This window comes from Methylocaldum gracile, from assembly GCF_053646815.1.
Genome location: NZ_CM132196.1, coordinates 3,766,774 through 3,785,498, shown reverse-complemented (window position 1 = coordinate 3,785,498; position 18,725 = coordinate 3,766,774). Strand labels below are relative to the sequence as shown.

Sequence of the window (18,725 nt, the reverse complement as noted above, 5' to 3'; positions counted from 1 at the left end):
TCGCGAGCGGTTCGAGTCCGTGCCGACAAATCGGCAGGAATGCCGATTTGCACGGCAGTTGCCGCCCATAGGGTGCCGGACACGGAGGTCCGGCGTGAAAAGCACAGGCGTACAGGCCCTCTCCCATAAGGGGAGAGGGGGATTCAAAGAATCGCTACGCGATGCCTTGGTTAGATCGGGTACGTTGAGCACCGCAGGCGCGGACTCGAATCGCGCAGTAGGTTTATCCACAAGCTCTCAGCCCATCAAGGGTTTGAAGCGGATCCGGTGCGGATTTTCCGCTTCGTCGCCTAAACGACGCTTGCGATCGGCTTCGTAGTCCGCATAGTTGCCCTCGAACCAGACCACCTTGCTATCGCCTTCGAAGGCAAGCATATGGGTGGCGATGCGGTCTAGGAACCAGCGATCGTGCGAAATGACCACGGCGCAGCCCGGGAATTCCAGCAGCGCTTCCTCAAGCGCCCGCAGGGTTTCCACGTCGAGATCGTTGGTCGGCTCGTCGAGCAACAGCACGTTGCCGCCGGCTTTCAGCAGTTTGGCCAAATGAACTCGGTTGCGTTCGCCGCCCGATAGCTCGCCGATGCGCTTCTGCTGATCCGAGCCTTTGAAGTTGAAGCGGCCCACATAGGCGCGGGACGGCGTCTGATACTTGCCCACCGTGACCATATCGAGGCCGTCGGAAATTTCTTCCCAGACGGTTTTCTTGTCGTCCATGGCGTCGCGGAACTGCTCGACATAGGCGAGCTGAACCGTCGGACCTACGCGGATATTGCCGGTGTCGGCCGTTTCGGCACCGGCCATCATGCGGAACAGGGTGGTTTTGCCGACGCCGTTGGGACCGATCACGCCCACGATGCCGCCCTGCGGCAGACGGAAGTTCAGGTCCTCGATCAGCAGCCGGTCGCCGAAACCCTTCGAGACGCCCTCGAATTCCACCACCAGTTCGCCCAGGCGCGGGCCCGGCGGAATATAGATCTCGCGGGTCTCGTTGCGGGCCTGGTATTCGCTGGACGAGAGTTCCTCGAACCGCTGTAAACGTGCCTTGCTCTTGGCCTGCCGGCCCTTGGGATTAGCGCGCACCCATTCCAGCTCTTCCTTCATGGCTTTCTGGCGGGCGGTTTCCTGCTTCTCCTCCATTTCCAGGCGTTTTTCCTTCTGTTCCAGCCAGGAGGAATAATTGCCTTCCCAGGGGATGCCGTGGCCGCGGTCCAATTCGAGAATCCAGCCGGCGACATTGTCCAGGAAATAGCGGTCGTGGGTAACGGCGATGACCGTGCCCTGAAAGTCGTGGAGGAAACGTTCGAGCCAAGCCACCGATTCGGCGTCTAAGTGGTTGGTGGGTTCGTCGAGGAGCAGCATGTCGGGATTCGACAGCAGCAACCGGCACAGGGCGACGCGGCGGCGTTCGCCGCCTGAGAGCTTGGTGACGTCGGCGTTCCAGTCCGGAAGGCGCAGGGCGTCGGCGGCGATTTCCAGCTTGCGTTCGAGTTCCCAGGCGCCGGCAGCCTCGATTTTGTCCTGGAGTTCAGCCTGCTCGGCGAGTAATTTGTCGAAATCGGCGTCGGGTTCGCCGAAAGCGTTGCTGACCTCGTTGAAGCGGTCGACCAACGCCTTGATTTCAGCCACGCCGTCTTCGACATTGCCGCGAACGGTCTTGGTCGGGTCGAGCTGAGGCTCCTGCGGAAGAAAGCCGATCTTGATTCCAGGCTGCGGCCGGGCTTCGCCGTCGTATTCCTTGTCCACGCCGGCCATGATGCGGAGCAGGGTGGATTTGCCGGACCCGTTCAGGCCGAGCACACCGATCTTTGCGCCGGGAAAGAAGGACAGCGAGATGTCGCGCAAAATCTCGCGTTTGGGCGGCACGATTTTGCTCACCCGGTTCATCGTGAAAATGTACTGAGCCATTTTGACAGGATTGTGTTGGCGGAAAGGCGTTATTATTTCATGGTTTGGCGAATCGATCACGGCATGCGGCCTTTTGACTGTTGAGGATACGAGATGAATGCCCAAGACAAGACGCAGTTGGCGGGCTTGAGGTCGCGCATCATTCGCAATATCGGCGCGGTCGAGCCCGAAGCCTGGAATGCGCTGACCGACGGCGCTTATCCCTTTCTACGGCATGAATTCTTGCTCGCATTGGAGGAATGCGGTTGCCTGGGCGAGCACGTCGGCTGGATTCCCTACCATGTGGTGATCGAGGATTCCGAGCGCCGCCTGGTAGGCGCCCTGCCGGCGTATCTCAAACTCAACTCGTTCGGCGAATTCGTTTTCGATTGGGCCTGGGCGGACGCCTACGAAAGAGCAGGCATGCCCTATTATCCGAAGCTGGTCGTGGCCTCGCCGTTCACGCCGGCCACGGGCCCGCGTCTTCTGATTCCGCCCGAGCGTTACTCGGATAGCTTGGCGGAAGCCGCGGTTGAGTTCGCGATCGAGGCGGCGCGTGATGCAGGAGTTTCCTCGCTGCACTGGTTGTTCACGCAGGACCGGGTATTGCTGCATTCGGAGCGCGTGTTGAAGCGGCTCGGCTGTCAATTCCACTGGGAAAACCGGGGCTACCGGGATTTCGAGGACTTTTTGTCGGGCTTTACCGCCAAGCGGCGCAAGGAAGTGAAGCGGGAGCGCCGGCAGGTGCGGGACGCCTCGGTGGAGTTGCGAAGAATCCGGGGCGACCGAGTGGAGCCCGACATTTGGCGTACGGTGTACGAGCTTTACCGGTCCACCTTCGCGAGACATGGCAACTATCCGGCGCTGACGCTCGAGTTTTTCGAAGCGATTGCCGCAAAGATGGGAGAGCAAATCCTTTTGGTTCTCGCCGAGCGACACGGACGAATCGTCGGGGCAGCATTTTTTCTCGTCGGTCGCGATGCATTGTACGGTCGCTACTGGGGATGCACGGAGGACGTGACCGCTCTTCATTTCGAGGCTTGCTATTACCAGGGCATTGAATATTGTATCGAGGAGGGCCTCCGTCGCTTCGAACCCGGCGCTCAGGGCGAACACAAAGTCAGTCGAGGCTTTCTGCCGACCGAGACCTGGTCGGCCCACTGGCTGGCCGACGTCGGATTCCGCGACCCCATAGCACGCTTTTTGGAGCGGGAGATGGGTTTGGTACGCGCCTATATGTCGGAACTAAATGCCCACTCGCCTTTCAAAAATTTCGACCATGCTGACCGTTCTGAATCCCTTTGATCGAAACGAGCCGTTTCCGCCGGTGGAAACGGCTCTGGATGAACCGAACGGACTCTTGGCAGTGGGCGGGTGTCTCTCTGCGCGGCGGCTGGTGAATGCCTATCGGAGCGGCGTTTTTCCGTGGTTCGGCAAAGACGAACCGATTCTCTGGTGGTCGCCGGATCCGCGGTTGATCCTACAACCCGAGAATATCAAGATTTCCCGGAGCCTTGGCAAGCGGCTCAGGCGCGGTGAATTTCGTTTCAGTTTCGATGTATGTTTCGACCGCGTCATGGATGCTTGTGCGGAGCCGCGAGACTATGCGAGTGGAACCTGGATAACAGGGGAGATGAAGCGGGCTTATTCCAATCTTTTTGATCTGGGTCTGGCCCATTCCTTCGAAGCGTGGCAGGAAGAGGCGCTCGTTGGCGGACTTTACGGGGTTTCGGTCGGCCGGGTGTTTTTCGGAGAATCGATGTTTCACCACGTCACTGACGCTTCCAAGGCTGCTTTCGCTTTCGCGTGCGACTGTTTGAAGCGGTGGGGTTATGTCCTGATCGATTGCCAGGTCTATACCCGGCATTTAGCCAGTTTGGGAGCGGAAGAGATTCCGCGCTCGGAGTTCGTGAAATTGTTGCAAATCTATTGTGAACAGCCGGTTTCGAGCGAGGCTTGGAAGTCGGCGGGCGGGGTTTTATGAAATCGATACCGCTTTACATCAGCTATGAGCACGATTGTGATTACCTGCCGGGAAGGCAGGCGCAGATGGCTTATGTTTCGCCACGGGAGGCATTGGATGTCGATATTTATTCGTGGCTCGCAACCAGAGGTTTCCGTCGAAGCGGCGACATGGTTTACCGTCCGCACTGCTCGAATTGCTCGGCTTGTGTGCCGGTACGCATACCGGTCGCGCGATTTCGGCCGAATCGCGGGCAGCGTCGGATTCAGCGGATGAATGCCGATTTGGAAATTGCTCTGAAGCCGGCTCGATTCGAAGAGGCGCACTATCGACTCTTCCTGCGGTATCTCAATGCGCGGCATTCGGATGGCCATATGGCCGAATCCTCGGCGGAGGATTACATTCGTTTTCTTGCGTGCGGATGGGCGGAGACCGGTTTCTACGAGTTTAAGCGCGGGGATAGCTTGTTGGCAGTAGCTGTCACCGACTGTTTGGCCGATGGCCTCTCGGCGGTTTATACGTTCTTCGATCCCGATTTACCCGCACTCAGCCTGGGCAGCTATGCCATTTTGTGGCAAGTAGCGGAGACCAAACGACGCGGATTGGATTGGCTATATCTCGGATTCTGGATATCCGGTTGCCGAAAAATGAGCTATAAAAATTCGTTTCGTCCTCTACAGGCTCTGGTGGGCGAAGACTGGGTACTGGTGGAAAAAGGCGAGAATATCGTGCTTGAAACTTAATATGATATTATTCGGCTTTTACTGTTCGTATTCACTTTTGAGAGAGGTTTATGTCGAAAGAAGATCACATCGAAATGGAAGGCAAAGTGATCGAAACTTTGCCCAATACGACTTTTCGCGTCCAGTTGGATAACGGTCATATTATTACGGCACATATTTCCGGCAAAATGCGCAAGCATTACATCCGCATTCTGACGGGTGACCGCGTAAAAGTGGAAATGACGCCGTACGATTTAACGAAAGGCCGAATCACCTTTCGTCAGCGTTAAGAACTCAGACTTCCGCTGCTTCGTGCACGCCTTCGATGGTAAACGCCAGTTGGCCATCTTCCACGCTGATTCTCACTACTCCGCCCTCGCTTAACTTGCCGAATAGGATTTCATCGGCCAAGGGCTTTTTGATGTTTTCCTGAATAACCCGGGCCATGGGTCTCGCCCCCATAGACGGGTCGAAGCCGTGTTCGGCCAGCCATTCCCGCGCATCGGGCTCCAAAACCACCGACACCCGCTTTTCCGCCAGTTGCGATTCCAGTTCGAACATGAACTTGTCGACGACTTGGCCGATGATGTCCAGGTTGAGCGGTTTGAACTGAATGATGGCATCCAGTCGGTTGCGGAATTCGGGCGAAAACATCCGCTCGATGACCTTCATGCTGTCGGTGGAGTGATCCTGCTGCGTAAAACCGATCGATGGTCTGCCGCCCTCGGAAGCTCCGGCATTGGTCGTCATGATCAGGATGATATTCCGGAAATCGGCCTTGCGTCCGTTGTTATCCGTCAGGGTGCCGTGATCCATGACCTGCAGCAACAGGTTGAACACATCGGTATGGGCTTTTTCGACCTCGTCGAGAAGCAAAACGGCGTGCGGATGCTTGTTGACTTCTTCGGTCAACAAGCCGCCCTGGTCGAAGCCTACATAGCCGGGCGGGGCACCGATCAATCGGGATACGGTATGCCGCTCCATGTATTCGGACATATCGAAGCGGATGAGCTCGATGCCCAGTACCTTGGCCAACTGGCGGGTGACTTCGGTTTTTCCGACGCCGGTTGGGCCTGCAAACAGGAAGCAGCCGATGGGTTTTTGCACTTCACGAAGTCCCGCTCGCGACAGTTTGATCGCGGAGGCCAAGGTCGAAATGGCTTCATCCTGGCCGAATACCAGCATCTTCAAATTCTTTTCGAGATCCCGCAGTTTGTCCTTGTCGTTGGTGGAAACGGTTTTCGGGGGGATGCGCGCGATTTTCGAGACGATATCCTCGATCTCCAAAGTGCCGATCAGCTTCTTCCGGCGGGAAACCGGCAACAGCCGCTGGCTGGCCCCTGCCTCGTCGATCACGTCGATAGCTTTGTCCGGCAAGTGACGGTCGGTAATGTACCGATCGGATAATTCGGCTGCCGTGCGGAGCGCTGCCAGTGAATATTTCACGTCATGGTGTTTTTCGAACCGCGACTTGAGTCCGCGCAGAATATGGTAGGTCTCGTCGACAGTAGGCTCATGGATATCGATTTTCTGAAAACGACGGGCCAGAGCTCTGTCTTTTTCGAAAATACCCCGATATTCCTGATAAGTGGTGGACCCAATGCAGCGCAGTTCGCCCGAGGCCAATACCGGCTTGATCAGGTTCGAGGCGTCCATCACGCCGCCCGACGCCGATCCGGCTCCGATAATGGTGTGAATCTCGTCGATGAACAGAATCGAATTGGGCTCTTTCTTGAGCTGTGCAAGCAGTGCCTTGAGGCGTTTCTCGAAATCGCCGCGGTATTTGGTTCCGGCAACCAAGGAGCCGAGATCCAGCGCATAAATCGTGCTTTCCGACAGGACTTCCGGCACCTCTTTGTCGACGATCTTTTTGGCCAGTCCCTCGGCGATCGCGGTCTTGCCGACGCCGGCCTCGCCGACCAGCAACGGATTATTCTTGCGACGCCGACACAGGACCTGGATGGTGCGTTCGATCTCGCCCTTGCGTCCGATCAGCGGGTCAATCTTTCCGCGTTTCGCCAATTCGTTAAGGTTGGAAGCAAATTTTTCCAAAGGATTGGCGGCAGCGCCTTCACCTTCGTCGCTGTCCGAAGTGGTGCTGCTTTTCGGATTCGCATCCGAATCTTCGCGAACTTTCGAAATGCCGTGAGAAATATAATTGACGACGTCCAAGCGGGTTACGTCCTGCTTGTTGAGCAGATAAACGGCTTGGGAGTCCTGCTCGCTGAAAATAGCGACCAGGATGTTGGCGCCGGTGACCTCTTTCTTGCCCGAGGACTGGACGTGAAAGGCCGCTCTCTGGAGGACTCGCTGAAAGCCGAGCGTCGGCTGAGTTTCGCGCTTCACGCCAGGCGGGATGAGCGGCGTCGTTTCATCCAGAAACTCGGTCAGATCCTTTCTCAATTGATCGATGTTCGCGCCGCAGGCTCGAAGCACTTCAACGGCTATCGAATTGTCGAGCATCGCGAGCAAGAGATGCTCGACGGTTATGAATTCGTGCCTTTTCTCGTAGGCCGATCGGAACGCGACGTTTAATGAATATTCGAGTTCTTTGCTTAACATAGAATCAGGGCCTGTTCAGGCTTCCTCCATTGTGCAAAGCAGAGGATGCTGGTGCTGCCGAGAATAATCGTTCACCAGCTGGACTTTGGTTTCTGCGACGTCCTTGGAGAAGACGCCACAAACGCCGATGCCCCGCGTATGAACGTGAAGCATAATCTGGGTAGCTTTTTCCTCGCTCATGCCGAAGAACGTTTTCAATACCAAAACGACGAAATCCATCGGAGTGAAATCGTCGTTCAACAGAATCACTTTATAAAGCGGTGGCCGTTTAAGTTTTGGCTTCGCTTCTTGTACGACAACATCGTCTGTGAGCTTGTGATCAGGATGTTGTGCCATTTCTCGCCCTTGAACTGCAACATGTCTAGACCACGGCTACTATAGCATTTGCGGGCTCCGTTGTATTAGACCGCCCTTGGTATAAATGATTTCCCGGCACAACCATTCGCCATAGGTTTCACGATCGCGTTAAAGCGTTACGACGATCCGGAAAAGGAAGCTTTCTGGGGAGTATCCACATCTCGTACATCGATACCACCCACATGAATACGAACGCCATAGCCAAACCAGCGCCTCCAAGAACGACCAGGAGGGCGAAGTGTGGGTTCAGTTTAGTCAGCCACCAGGATGTGATGTCAAGCAGTAAGAAAGCGTAAGGCATGATGATCGCCGCGCCCTTCAGTTTCACGGGAACTCCCGTGGATAAGGCGAAGATCAGTCCGACGAACATGAAAATGAATGAAATGCCGAATAAATGAATATGCGACACGCGCGTCAATGACGAGAAAGTCGCGCCCTCGTCGGATGCGGTCCGCGCTTTGATGGTCGCGAATTGCGTGAAGTCGGGCAATCCGCCGGCTTCCGCATTGTGACAACTGACGCAGCGTTGCTCGAAGATGGGCTTTATGTCGCTTTCATAAGCTTTCTCGCTGGCGCCGTCGCGCACCCATTGGATGATCTTGAAGCGTTCTTCGTCCGGCGCCATGGGCTTCATGGAGCCGTTCAGCTGGCTTTCAAGTACGGAACCGGAACGATTGCCGTAATAGCTGTAGACGATATCTTCGATGGAAAGACCGAATTTGCCGTCAGCCATTCCGTGGGTAAACAGGATCTGGATCATTGCGACGGCATAGCCGATTGCTATGACCGTCAAATAACCGGAAAATAACAGCTTTATCGCTAATCCTAAACTGCTTAGGTTGAACGGCATGATTCAGCTCCAGCCGGAAGGGGTAAGTTAGAGGGTTTATCCTAGCCTGCCCACCGGGCATCGACAAACCTCGCAACATTCTAATTCTATATGTTATATGGCCGTTTTTCTTTTAGCACACGCGAACCGGCTAGGCAATTTACACATCAGTTAAAAGTGCATGCACCAGCTCGAAACCGAATTCAGCCGGAATGAGAGGCCGCGAGTCACCGTCGCGGCCATCGTCGAGCGGGACGCGCGTTTTCTCGTAGTCGAGGAGCGAGCCGATAACGGCGAGCTTGTGATCAATCAGCCCGCAGGTCATGTCGAAGCAGGAGAGAACGTCATCGAGGCCGCTATCCGCGAAACCTTCGAAGAGACCGCATGGCATTTCAGACCCGAGGCACTGGTTGGGATTTATCTATGGCGCCGGGCTTCGGGAGACGCCAGTTTTCTTCGAATCGGAATTGTCGGGTCGGTTGATGGTCACGATCCGGATAGTCCTCTCGACGAGGGCATCGTGAGCAGTTTGTGGCTGACCCGCGAGGAACTTTTGAGCGAGAAAATGCGTCTTCGAAGTCCTTTGGTGATGAAATGCATCGACGATTATCTCGCCGGGGAACGCTATCCCTTGTCGGTGCTCAAATCCTTGCTGAGTTGAATTCATGTCCCAGAAAGTCGTCGTCGGTATGTCAGGCGGAGTGGATTCCTCCGTCACCGCTTTGTTGCTCCTGGAACAGGGCTATGACGTGATCGGTCTTTTCATGAAGAATTGGGAGGAGGACGATCATACCGGCCTTTGCACCGCTCCACAGGATTTCGCCGACGCAAAAGGCGTCTGCGACAAACTGGGCATCCCGCTGCACGCGGTCAATTTTGCCGCCGAATATTGGGACGAGGTGTTCGAGATCTTCCTGAGCGAGTATAGAGCTGGCCGCACGCCCAATCCGGATATCCTCTGTAATCAGCAGATCAAGTTCAAAGCCTTTATGGATTATGCGACGGATTTAGGCGCCGATTTGATCGCGACGGGGCATTACGCGCGGGTCGGACGTCGGGACGGCGGTTACACTCTGCTGAAAGGGATCGATCAACAGAAGGATCAAAGCTATTTCATTTACACCCTGGGGCAGCCGCAGTTGGCTCGCGTGTTGTTCCCGATCGGGGGCATGGAAAAATCCGAGGTCAGAAAGCGTGCCGAGCAGGCAGGATTATCCAATTATCAGAAGAAAGACAGCACCGGCATTTGCTTCATTGGCGAGCGTCGTTTCAAGGAATTCTTGCAGCGTTTCTTGCCTGCTCAGCCGGGCGAGATTGAAACGCCCGACGGTCAGATCATCGGACGCCACGACGGACTGATGTATTACACCCTGGGGCAGCGGCAAGGACTCGGCATCGGCGGCATGAAAGGCGCCTCGGAAGAGCCGTGGTACGTATTGGCCAAGGATTTGGAGCGTAATGTCCTGGTCGTTGGTCAGGGGCATGATCATCCGATGCTGTTCCATGCCGGCCTGGAAGCCGGAAGCCTGAGCTGGGTGCGCGGCAAGGCTCCCGATACGCCTGTTCGATGCGCTGCAAAAGTCCGTTACCGTCAGCCGGATCAGATCTGTACCGTCGAAGCTGTCGACGAACAGAGAATCCGTGTCGTCTTCGATCGACCGCAGCGCGCCGTGACTCCGGGCCAATCGGTGGTGTTCTATCAGGGCGAGGAGTGCCTGGGCGGCGGGATCATCGAACGCGCGTTAGACGCCGCCCCGACCTCGACGTCGGTTTTTCGGGCTGTGGCCTGAGTTTCGCAATCTCACTATAAAGTTAAGGTTTTCTGAATGACGTCTCTCACCTGCCTTTCCCCCATCGACGGGCGCTATGCCGACAAAGCGGACGCGTTGCGCCCGATCCTCAGCGAATACGGCCTCATTCGTTTCCGGGTGCTGGTGGAAGTTCGGTGGCTGCAAGCTTTGGCTGGAGAGCCGGGCATTGGCGAGGTGCCTGCGCTGAGCGATAGCGCCAACGATCGCCTGGAGGCTATCCTGACTGGTTTCGCCGTAAGTGATGCGGAACGCGTGAAACAAATCGAAAGGACGACCAATCACGACGTCAAGGCGGTGGAATATTTCCTCAAGGAAAAGATCGCCGATCATGCGGAATTGGTTCGGGTGAGCGAATTCATCCACTTCGCCTGCACCTCTGAAGACATCAACAATCTGGCGTATGCCTTGATGCTGAAGGAAGCTCGGGACAGCGTTCTGCTGCCGCAGATTCGGCAACTGGTTGCCGCCATCAAAGAAAAGTCGAGGATCTATGCTGGCCAGCCGATGCTGTCTCGTACCCACGGACAATCGGCCACGCCGACGACCATGGGCAAGGAGTTCGCCAATGTGTCGGCCCGCCTCGAAAGACAGCTGAGGCAGTTGGAATCGATCGCACTATTGGGCAAGATCAACGGTGCCGTCGGCAATTACAATGCCCACCGGGTTGCCTATCCCGAGGTCGATTGGCCGACCTTTTGCCGAAACTTCGTTACGTCTTTGGGTTTGACGTTCAATCCTTACACCACCCAGATCGAACCTCACGATTATCTTGCCGAGTTTTTCCACGCCCTGTCGCGTTTCAACACTGTGCTGATCGATTTCGACCGCGACGTGTGGGGTTATGTTTCGCTGGGCTACTTCCGCCAGAAAACCGTGGCTGGCGAAGTGGGTTCTTCGACCATGCCGCACAAGGTCAATCCCATTGATTTCGAGAATTCGGAAGGCAATCTCGGGATGGCCAATGCGGTCTTCGGTCATCTTTCTGAAAAATTGCCGATCTCGCGCTGGCAGCGGGATTTGACCGATTCGACCGTGCTGCGGAACATCGGCGTAGGGATCGCCCATACGCTGATTGCGCTGCAATCGACCTTCAAGGGGCTCGGGAAGCTCGAACTCGACGCGGGCGCCCTGGAAGCCGATCTTGCCGCCAATCTGGAAGTGCTGGCGGAGCCGATTCAGACGGTCATGCGCCGTTACGGCATCGAAAAGCCTTACGAAAAGCTGAAGGACCTGACCCGCGGCAAGCGCATCGAGCCGGAGGCGCTGTCCGAGTTCATCCTCGGGCTGAGCATTCCGGAAGACGCGAAGCAGCGCTTGCTGGCGCTGACGCCCCGCGATTACACCGGCTATGCGGAAATTCTGGCCAAGAACTCTTGAGCAATAAACAGACGATGTTCAAAAAAGCATTACTTCTTTTATTGATTGTTCTTCCCGTTTTTCCGATAGCGGCGGAAGAGGCGCCGGTCCAGCGGCTCCGGAATTTCCTGGCGAAAGCGAATACCCTACAGGCGGAATTTTCCCAGGTCGTGATCGATGAAGCCGGCAGTCCCCGCCAGCGCACCAGCGGCGTGTTCTATCTTCAGCGTCCCGGCAAGTTCCGCTGGGATTACAAGAAGCCTTACAGCCAGGAAATCGTTTCCAATGGCGGCAAGGTCTGGTTCTACGACGTCGACCTCGAACAGGTAACCGCCAAGCGCCTCGACGATGCGATCGGTTCCACGCCAGCTCTGCTGCTGAGCGGCGAAGTGGCGCTGGAAAAGAATTTCAAGATCGAGAATCAGGGCATGGACGAGGGCTTGTTCTGGATCAAGCTGGTGCCGAAGGCCGAAGACAGCGGATTCAAATACGTCCTGATCGGCCTGGACGGCGACACGCTCGCGGGGATGGAACTGAGCGACAATTTCGGCCAGCTCACCCGCATCTATTTCACCGGGGTGAAAACGGGACTCAAGCTGGACCGCAGCCTGTTCGAATTCCGTCCTCCGCCGGGAGTCGACGTGTTCGAGGAAAAATAAACGCGTGAATACGGATCTTCAGAGACCTCTGGCCGACCGGATGCGGCCCCGCTGCCTGGACGAGTATATCGGCCAGCGGCATTTGATATCGCCCGGCAAGCCTCTTTATGAGGCCATCAAGGCCGGCAAGCTTCATTCGATGATTTTCTGGGGACCGCCCGGCACCGGCAAGACGACCTTGGCGCGGATCGTCGCCCGCCACGCCGACGCGGAATTCCTGCCGATCTCGGCGGTACTGGCGGGCGTCAAGGAAATCCGCGAAGCCGTCGCGGAGGCGAAGCGGCTTTTGACCGAGCATAATCGGCGCACCATTCTATTCGTGGACGAGGTGCATCGCTTCAACAAATCCCAGCAGGATGCCTTTCTGCCCCATGTGGAAGACGGCACCATCTATTTCATCGGCGCCACCACCGAGAATCCGTCCTTCGAGCTGAACAACGCCTTGCTTTCGCGTGCCCGCGTTTACCTGTTGAAGTCCTTGTCGGAAGACGATCTGCTGGATCTCATCGAGCGGGCCTTGCGGGATGGCGAACGAGGCGTCGGCCGGCCGGACCTCGGATTTCCCGAGGAGCTTCGCTGCTGGTACGCCAAGGCGGCCGACGGTGATGCTCGAAAAGTCCTGAGTCTGCTGGAGATCACCCTTGATCTGTTGGAAGTGGGACAAGACAAAATCACCCCGGACATCGCACGGGAAGTGCTCGCCGGAGGCGGAAACCGGCGATTCGACAAGCAGGGCGAGGATTTTTATAACCAGATTTCCGCGCTGCACAAATCGGTGCGGGGCAGCGCTCCGGACGCGGCCTTGTACTGGCTGTGCCGCATGCTGGACGGCGGCTGCGATCCGCTTTATCTCGCCCGCCGCATCGTCCGTATCGCCAGCGAGGATATCGGCAATGCGGACCCGCGCGCGCTGGAGCTGTCCCTGAACGCCTGGGATGCGCAGGAGCGTCTCGGCAGTCCGGAAGGCGAACTGGCCCTGGCTCAAGCGGTTCTGTATCTCGCTTGTGCCCCCAAGAGCAATGCGGTATACGTCGCCTATAATACGGCTCGTGCCGATGCTGCCAAAACCGGCAGTTTGGAAGTGCCGACTCATCTTCGCAACGCCCCCACGCGATTGATGAAGGAACTCGATTACGGAAAGCATTACCGTTACGCTCATGATGAACCCGAAGCGTATGCGGCGGGTGAAAATTATTTCCCCGAAGGGTTTCCGCCCCGTGCATACTACAAGCCGGTTTCGAGAGGGCTGGAAATCAAGATCGCGGAAAAATTGGAACGGCTGAAGGTTTTAGATAAGGCGGCTCTGGATAAGACGTAGTTACTATCGGATGAGTTTTATGGTCGACCACCAAGCGGATCATGACGAGGGGACGGAACCGATGAGTGGCAGGGACGCGGAAAAGGAGCGCAGGCGATATTTTCGGATAGAAGACGAGATTATTCTTTTTTTCAGGGAAATAGCGCCCGATGAGATTCCTGATAACCGAAGTCCGCGGGACTTTCCCTTGGATTCTTTCGCCCTTTCAGCCAGCCTGGATTTGCTGACTCAGGAGTCCCGAAAGCTGCTGCGGCGAATAGAAAAAGACACTCCGGAAATCGGCGATTTTTTGAAGGTTCTGGAGCGCAAAATCGATCTCATCGCCCGGGCTTTCCTGAGCTACGAGGCCAACTTGCCGGAGCAGACCACTCAAGGTGTTAGCCTCAGCGCTTCCGGTTTATCCTTCGATGTGGAAAAGCCCTATGCTCCAGGTAAAGTGCTGGAAATCAAGATGGTCTTGCCGCCTGATCTGATCGGGTTAACTGCGTACGGTCGTATCGTTTATTGCAAAAAGAACGGGCCCGATTCCGAGCTGCCTTACCAAATTTCCGTGGATTTCGTCGGCTTGCGCGACAGCGATCGGGAGCTACTGATTCGCCACGTCGTCAGACGGCAGCTGCAGCAGCTTAGAAACAAGAAACAGCCATCGGAATAAGCGCTTCCGCGCCCCGCTTTATTCATGCAGTATGATGCGCTGACTAAGACCCTGCTTCATTTGCTGTCCGATAATGGCTTTCACTCCGGAACGGAACTGGCGAGTCGCCTCGGTATCAGCAGAACGGCAGTCTGGAAAGCCGTTCGTGCCCTGCAATACCGTGGGATTGAAATCGCTGCCTTGCCGGGCAAAGGCTACCGGGTGACCCAGCCCGTTGAATTGCTCAGCGAAACAGTCATCCAATCCTCGTTGAGTCCGAGCGCCGGCCGGCTGCTCGGCGGTCTCGACATCTGCGACGAGATCGATTCGACAAATACGCATTTGATGCGCCTCGCTGCGAAAGGTGCTCCCTCGGGGGCGGTATGCCTCGCGGAAACGCAGACGGCCGGCAAGGGACGAATAGGTCGTTCCTGGCTTTCGCCCCTGGGAGCAAATATTTATCTGTCGGTCTTGTGGCGTTTCGACGATCACTCCCTCGTGGCAGGCCTTAGCCTGGCTGTCGGGGTGGCCGTGATTCGGGCCCTGGACCGTATGGGGATCATTGGGGTCGGACTCAAGTGGCCGAACGACATCTTGTGGGAAGATCGCAAATTGGGGGGGATCTTGCTGGAGGTCGCCGGGGAAGCCCATGGCGGATGCGCCGTGATCGTGGGCTTGGGGCTGAACCGCTACATTCCCTCCGCCGTGGGGCGCGGGATAGATCAGGCGTGGGTCGATCTTGCCACGGTGGCCGGCGCATCGGCTCCCGCGAGAAACCGCCTGGCCGCCTCGATTCTGAGCGAGCTTTTGCCTTTGCTGAACGATTATCGGCACACCGGACTTGAGCCCTATCTTCCTGAATGGCGTCGCTATCATCATCTGACCGGGCGCGAGGTGGTCGTCCGTCAGGGCGATACGGAAACCGCCGGCACAGTTGCGGATGTTACCGGAGAAGGGTTGCTGGTCGTGGTGTGCAAGGACGGGAAACGCCGCGAGTTCGCGTCCGGTGATGTGCGGCTCCGGATCGCCGGCTGAGCCGGAGACTGTCATGCGGCTTCTGGTCGACATCGGCAACAGCCGAGTGAAATGGGGAATCGCCCAAGACAATCGGATTGTTTCGGGCGAATCTTTCCCTTCGGCTGGCGAATCGCTAGAAGAGTCATTCGACCGCCACTGGCTGACTCTGCCCATACAGCGCCGCATATATATCTGTAACGTTGTCGGCGGCGAGGCGGAACACATCGCAACGGCCTGGACGCAAAGACGCTGGGGAGTTTCGCCAAACTTCGTCAAACCGGCCGATCGAGGCTACGGTGTGGTGAACGGTTACGAAAAGCCGGAAAAGCTAGGGGTCGACCGTTGGGTGAGTCTGATTGCCGTGCGGGAGTTCAGCAAGGGGCCGGTCTGTGTCGCCGACTGTGGTACCGCGTTGACCTTCGACGTACTTGATGCGCAAGGCCGGCATCTCGGCGGCCTCATCGCGCCCGGCTTGGCGATGATGAAACGGGCGTTGGCGCTGGAAACGAAGGGCATCGGAGAAATCGACCGCGGCGATCCCGAGGTTTTAGGGCGGAGCACAGCCGCAGCCGTAGAAGGCGGAGTATTAGCCGCTTGCGCGGGACTGATCGAGAGATCGGTCGGAAAAGCGGAGAAAGAATTGGGGCATGTACCCGATTTGGTCATTACCGGCGGCGATGCGGATAGGATTGCCGACAAACTCGACGGCCCGTGTAAGGTTGTTCCGGATCTGATTTTGCGGGGATTGCTCCGCATCGCGAGAAGCGTTTCATGAAGTATGCTTTTTATAGTCTGATTCTGGCGAACGTCGTATTTTTCCTGTGGGAAAGCAGCATACTCGGGCGGGGAGTCAGTAGTGCGTCGTCCTATCAGGAATTGCGGCTCCCCCATGTCGTGGAACAAATAGCTTTGCTCAGCGAGCGCACTGGGTCGCCCGAAAAAGCCCCTGACCTGGTTTTGGCAGAGGTGTCCACGACCGAGGCTAAGCCGGAACAGATCAAGGGGACGACATCGATTGTCGAATCGGAGTCGGCCCAAAAATCGGAAGTACCTACCGACACGCCGTCCACATTGTCGACACGGGCCGTGGAATCGGGCTGTTTTCAGTGGGGCCCGATTACGGACGAGACGCGGGCGCGCGAAGTCTTGAATCTGGTTAAGCCTGAGTCCGATCAGGCTAGCCTTATCAAGAAACCTTCGGATCTGACCGACGGTTGGTGGGTGCTGTTTCCCAAGGCTCACGATCTGGATACCGCCAAGGCGAACCGGAAGATGCTGCTCGAGAAAGGAGTAACCGACCTTTGGCTGTTCGACAAGGGCGCTTTACAAGGCGCGATATCCCTTGGTCTTTTTAAAACCAGAAACCGAGCCGAGCAGGCTCAGAAGACATTCACGGAACAGGGCATCATTACCGAGGTAGTACCCCGCCAAGTGCGAAACGAGGCTTATTGGGTTCGGATTCCATGGACTCGTCCAGCATCGGACTTGGACGAAATTCTGAAGTCTACGGATGCGAAGGGCGCAGCGGGGTTATCCCCGGCTCTCATTCCCTGTGATTGATCGGGCGCTGTCCTCGATAAATCCGCTGGGGGCAATGCCGAAGGTCGATAATCCTTCCCCGACGGATGTGTTTCATTTCTGGAAAGGCGTAGGTCGGCAATCCTTTGCTGACGCCTGAGATGTGGCTCGTTTCTCGACAGCTTGCATAAGGCAGCGATCTCGTAAGCGGATTCGCCGACCACATCAACGAGTGCCTTGAGCATTTTTCACCACAGTTTAGCGGTGTGGATCTGAAAGCCGTTGCGCATGCCCTTTCTTACGCCCTCGTGTCCCCCCTCTCTGGCTAGCCCGTTTTCCGAATCGGTGTAAGGGATTCGGATATGTAGGTCGGCAATCCCTTGCCGACGTATCGGCTCGGCGAAGGGCTTTGTCGGCAAGGGATTGCCGACCTACGTTCTCCCCTCCTGGAACGAATCCGTACACCGGGATGGAAAACGCTCTAAACCCGTAATGGCGTGAGCACTTCAATTATTCACACCTCAACATCTGTCTGCTAAGGCTTACATATTTTTCAGCTTTGGCTGACTTGTCACGCTTGAGTTACAGCCGTCAAACTTGCGCGCAAGTACGAGAGCCGCGGGGGGCTTGATCAGGTCTTTATTCGGATTTCAGACGAAAACAAAAATCCGACTCTGAGGCAGACTGTTCGGGTGCGCCATGAGCGTCGTCCGGAATGGCCATGATGATACCGCGTCCCCCCTTCCTATTCGCCGGTTAAGCCCCTGGCTGAGGTCGTTCGTTTTTCGCCAACTGATGTGCGCGCTGTAGGCAGGCGGATGTTCGAGATTTGATAGCCCATGTTCTGGGCTTCGGGGTGTTTGCGGGATTTACGTTGACACGATCTAGACATGAACGCTCGATGCAGAGCGAAGTGAAATGGCCTTCGTTTCTCGGATTTTCTATGGTTGCGGAAACGGGGGCAGGGGGCGACTTCAATTTCTAAGAACCAGGAGCAAGCCATGCAGCGAACAAATGTGCAATGGGTAACAAAAACGCTGTTTCGATCGGGTTTATTCAGCGTTCTGGCTGGTGTGCTGTCGATCCCGGTATCCGGGTGGGCGGTTGGTCCGGGATGGACTCAAGACTGGGGCAAAGTGTTCGCAACCCAGCCAAACTCGACGGATTTTTATATCTGGGTGGATCCGCAAGCCGCTCAAAATATCAACAACTGTCCACATTATTTGGGGCCTGCAGGGTATGTGGCGCAGCCCGCTGCAATATTTCGGATCACTTATCCGACGAGCGGCACGCCCAGCGAAGCACAGAAAGTCATGATCGCCCAGCTTTCGCTGGCCGTGAGTACCGGCCAACTCGTCAGGATCTTTTCTACCGGTTGTAATGTGTACAACACTATCGACAGTCTACAGCTGAAGAGTAATTAACCGTCTCTATACGAAAATCCGGTGTCGTAGATCCTGGCGATCATGTGCGCTGAACGCACACGGTCTGATGGGCTACATCCCTTTAAAAAACCAACGTGGGAAGCAAGACGTCATGACCAGGAACAAGCGAGCACGACCGCTTCGGGCAATTGTTTCCCGGATGTTTCGATGCGCGAGAGAACGGGGCAGAAACTTCGAATTTAATAAGAACCGGGAGCAAGCTATGCAGCGAATAACCATGCAACGTCTCGGAAAAGGGCCATTTCAATTGGCCTTAAACGGCCTATTGACCGCTATGCTGTTGATACCCGTATCCGGTTCGGCGGCTGGATGGACTCAAGGCTGGGCGAAGATCATCGGGATACAGGTAATGACGTCGGGCTTTTGGATATTCATGAACCCGCAAGGCGCTACCAACGTCAACAACTGTTCGAACTATCTCCTTAATAGTGGGAATTTGGGGGAATCGTCTGCGGTATTTTTTATGCCTTACACAAATGGTGTGCCGACCGAGGCGCAAAGAGTGATCATCTCTCAGATTTCATTGGCCGAGGCTAACGGAAAACCCCTTTTGATCTATTCTGCCGGATGCGTTTCAACTACAGCTCCTAACTCGCTGGACGGCGTTGTACTCCAGCCAAATTAACCCTCACGTGATGAGCAGTCGATGT

At 56.2% G+C, this 18,725-nt stretch carries 19 protein-coding genes; 15 read left to right on the top strand and 4 right to left on the bottom strand.

Annotated elements, in window-relative coordinates; all coding sequences use genetic code 11:
* Positions 1–237 precede the first annotated feature (237 nt).
* The gene (gene ettA, locus ACWJJK_RS16750) at positions 238–1,905 is read right to left on the bottom strand and encodes an energy-dependent translational throttle protein EttA (RefSeq protein ID WP_086133571.1); all 1,668 of its coding nucleotides are present in this window, start codon (positions 1,903–1,905) and stop codon (positions 238–240) included.
* A 93-nt stretch (positions 1,906–1,998) separates the two neighbouring features.
* Between ettA and ACWJJK_RS16745 the strand changes: the two genes are divergently transcribed.
* The 4 genes from ACWJJK_RS16745 to infA are packed head-to-tail and all read left to right on the top strand — an operon-like array spanning position 1,999 to position 4,859.
* Entirely contained in the window at positions 1,999–3,189 is a 1,191-nt protein-coding gene (locus ACWJJK_RS16745) for a GNAT family N-acetyltransferase (protein ID WP_156879528.1), read from the top strand.
* On the top strand, positions 3,164–3,868 hold the full coding sequence (gene aat, locus ACWJJK_RS16740) for a leucyl/phenylalanyl-tRNA--protein transferase (protein ID WP_077728127.1): 705 nt from the start codon (positions 3,164–3,166) through the stop codon (positions 3,866–3,868). Before ACWJJK_RS16745 ends, aat begins: the two co-directional genes overlap by 26 nt.
* Entirely contained in the window at positions 3,865–4,590 is a 726-nt protein-coding gene (locus ACWJJK_RS16735; protein ID WP_086133568.1) for an arginyltransferase, read from the top strand. The genes aat and ACWJJK_RS16735 overlap by 4 nt, the downstream gene beginning before the upstream one ends.
* A gap of 50 nt (positions 4,591–4,640) precedes the next feature.
* The gene (infA, locus tag ACWJJK_RS16730; protein ID WP_026609371.1) at positions 4,641–4,859 is read left to right on the top strand and encodes a translation initiation factor IF-1; all 219 of its coding nucleotides are present in this window, start codon (positions 4,641–4,643) and stop codon (positions 4,857–4,859) included.
* A 4-nt stretch (positions 4,860–4,863) separates the two neighbouring features.
* Here infA and clpA read toward each other — a convergent pair whose 3' ends face one another.
* The 3 genes from clpA to ACWJJK_RS16715 form a co-directional block, all read right to left on the bottom strand.
* The gene (gene clpA / locus ACWJJK_RS16725) at positions 4,864–7,131 is read right to left on the bottom strand and encodes an ATP-dependent Clp protease ATP-binding subunit ClpA (protein ID WP_133716913.1); all 2,268 of its coding nucleotides are present in this window, start codon (positions 7,129–7,131) and stop codon (positions 4,864–4,866) included.
* A 15-nt stretch (positions 7,132–7,146) separates the two neighbouring features.
* Positions 7,147–7,467, bottom strand: a complete 321-nt coding sequence (gene clpS, locus ACWJJK_RS16720; RefSeq protein ID WP_077728044.1) for an ATP-dependent Clp protease adapter ClpS — start codon at positions 7,465–7,467, stop codon at positions 7,147–7,149.
* 118 nt (positions 7,468–7,585) lie between these two features.
* On the bottom strand, positions 7,586–8,338 hold the full coding sequence (locus ACWJJK_RS16715) for an elongation factor-1 alpha (protein ID WP_077728045.1): 753 nt from the start codon (positions 8,336–8,338) through the stop codon (positions 7,586–7,588).
* Between the two features lie 160 nt (positions 8,339–8,498).
* Between ACWJJK_RS16715 and ACWJJK_RS16710 the strand changes: the two genes are divergently transcribed.
* From ACWJJK_RS16710 to ACWJJK_RS16660, 11 genes are all read left to right on the top strand, one after another.
* Positions 8,499–8,978: an NUDIX hydrolase gene (locus tag ACWJJK_RS16710; RefSeq protein ID WP_156879529.1), complete on the top strand. Its 480-nt coding sequence runs from the start codon at positions 8,499–8,501 to the stop codon at positions 8,976–8,978.
* A gap of 4 nt (positions 8,979–8,982) precedes the next feature.
* On the top strand, positions 8,983–10,107 hold the full coding sequence (mnmA, locus tag ACWJJK_RS16705) for a tRNA 2-thiouridine(34) synthase MnmA (RefSeq protein WP_454128301.1): 1,125 nt from the start codon (positions 8,983–8,985) through the stop codon (positions 10,105–10,107).
* 36 nt (positions 10,108–10,143) lie between these two features.
* Positions 10,144–11,505: an adenylosuccinate lyase gene (purB, locus tag ACWJJK_RS16700; RefSeq protein ID WP_454128300.1), complete on the top strand. Its 1,362-nt coding sequence runs from the start codon at positions 10,144–10,146 to the stop codon at positions 11,503–11,505.
* Positions 11,506–11,519: 14 nt separating this feature from the next.
* Positions 11,520–12,143: an outer membrane lipoprotein chaperone LolA gene (gene lolA, locus ACWJJK_RS16695; RefSeq protein WP_077728049.1), complete on the top strand. Its 624-nt coding sequence runs from the start codon at positions 11,520–11,522 to the stop codon at positions 12,141–12,143.
* A 40-nt stretch (positions 12,144–12,183) separates the two neighbouring features.
* Positions 12,184–13,461: a replication-associated recombination protein A gene (locus tag ACWJJK_RS16690; RefSeq protein WP_166642529.1), complete on the top strand. Its 1,278-nt coding sequence runs from the start codon at positions 12,184–12,186 to the stop codon at positions 13,459–13,461.
* 19 nt (positions 13,462–13,480) lie between these two features.
* Entirely contained in the window at positions 13,481–14,116 is a 636-nt protein-coding gene (locus ACWJJK_RS16685; RefSeq protein ID WP_434111812.1) for a PilZ domain-containing protein, read from the top strand.
* A gap of 24 nt (positions 14,117–14,140) precedes the next feature.
* A complete protein-coding gene (locus tag ACWJJK_RS16680; protein WP_454128299.1) occupies positions 14,141–15,130 on the top strand; it encodes a biotin--[acetyl-CoA-carboxylase] ligase in 990 nt (329 codons plus the stop codon).
* Positions 15,131–15,143: 13 nt separating this feature from the next.
* The gene (locus ACWJJK_RS16675; protein ID WP_454128298.1) at positions 15,144–15,887 is read left to right on the top strand and encodes a type III pantothenate kinase; all 744 of its coding nucleotides are present in this window, start codon (positions 15,144–15,146) and stop codon (positions 15,885–15,887) included.
* Complete coding sequence (locus tag ACWJJK_RS16670; protein WP_086133563.1) at positions 15,884–16,672, top strand: hypothetical protein; 789 nt, start codon at positions 15,884–15,886, stop codon at positions 16,670–16,672. Before ACWJJK_RS16675 ends, ACWJJK_RS16670 begins: the two co-directional genes overlap by 4 nt.
* A gap of 959 nt (positions 16,673–17,631) precedes the next feature.
* Positions 17,632–18,054 carry a hypothetical protein gene (locus ACWJJK_RS16665; RefSeq protein ID WP_454128297.1) on the top strand — a complete coding sequence of 141 codons (423 nt, stop codon included), beginning with the start codon at positions 17,632–17,634 and terminating at the stop codon, positions 18,052–18,054.
* 223 nt (positions 18,055–18,277) lie between these two features.
* Positions 18,278–18,700 (top strand): hypothetical protein, encoded by a 423-nt coding sequence (locus ACWJJK_RS16660; RefSeq protein WP_454128296.1) that lies wholly within the window; start codon positions 18,278–18,280, stop codon positions 18,698–18,700.
* Positions 18,701–18,725: the final 25 nt, after the last annotated feature.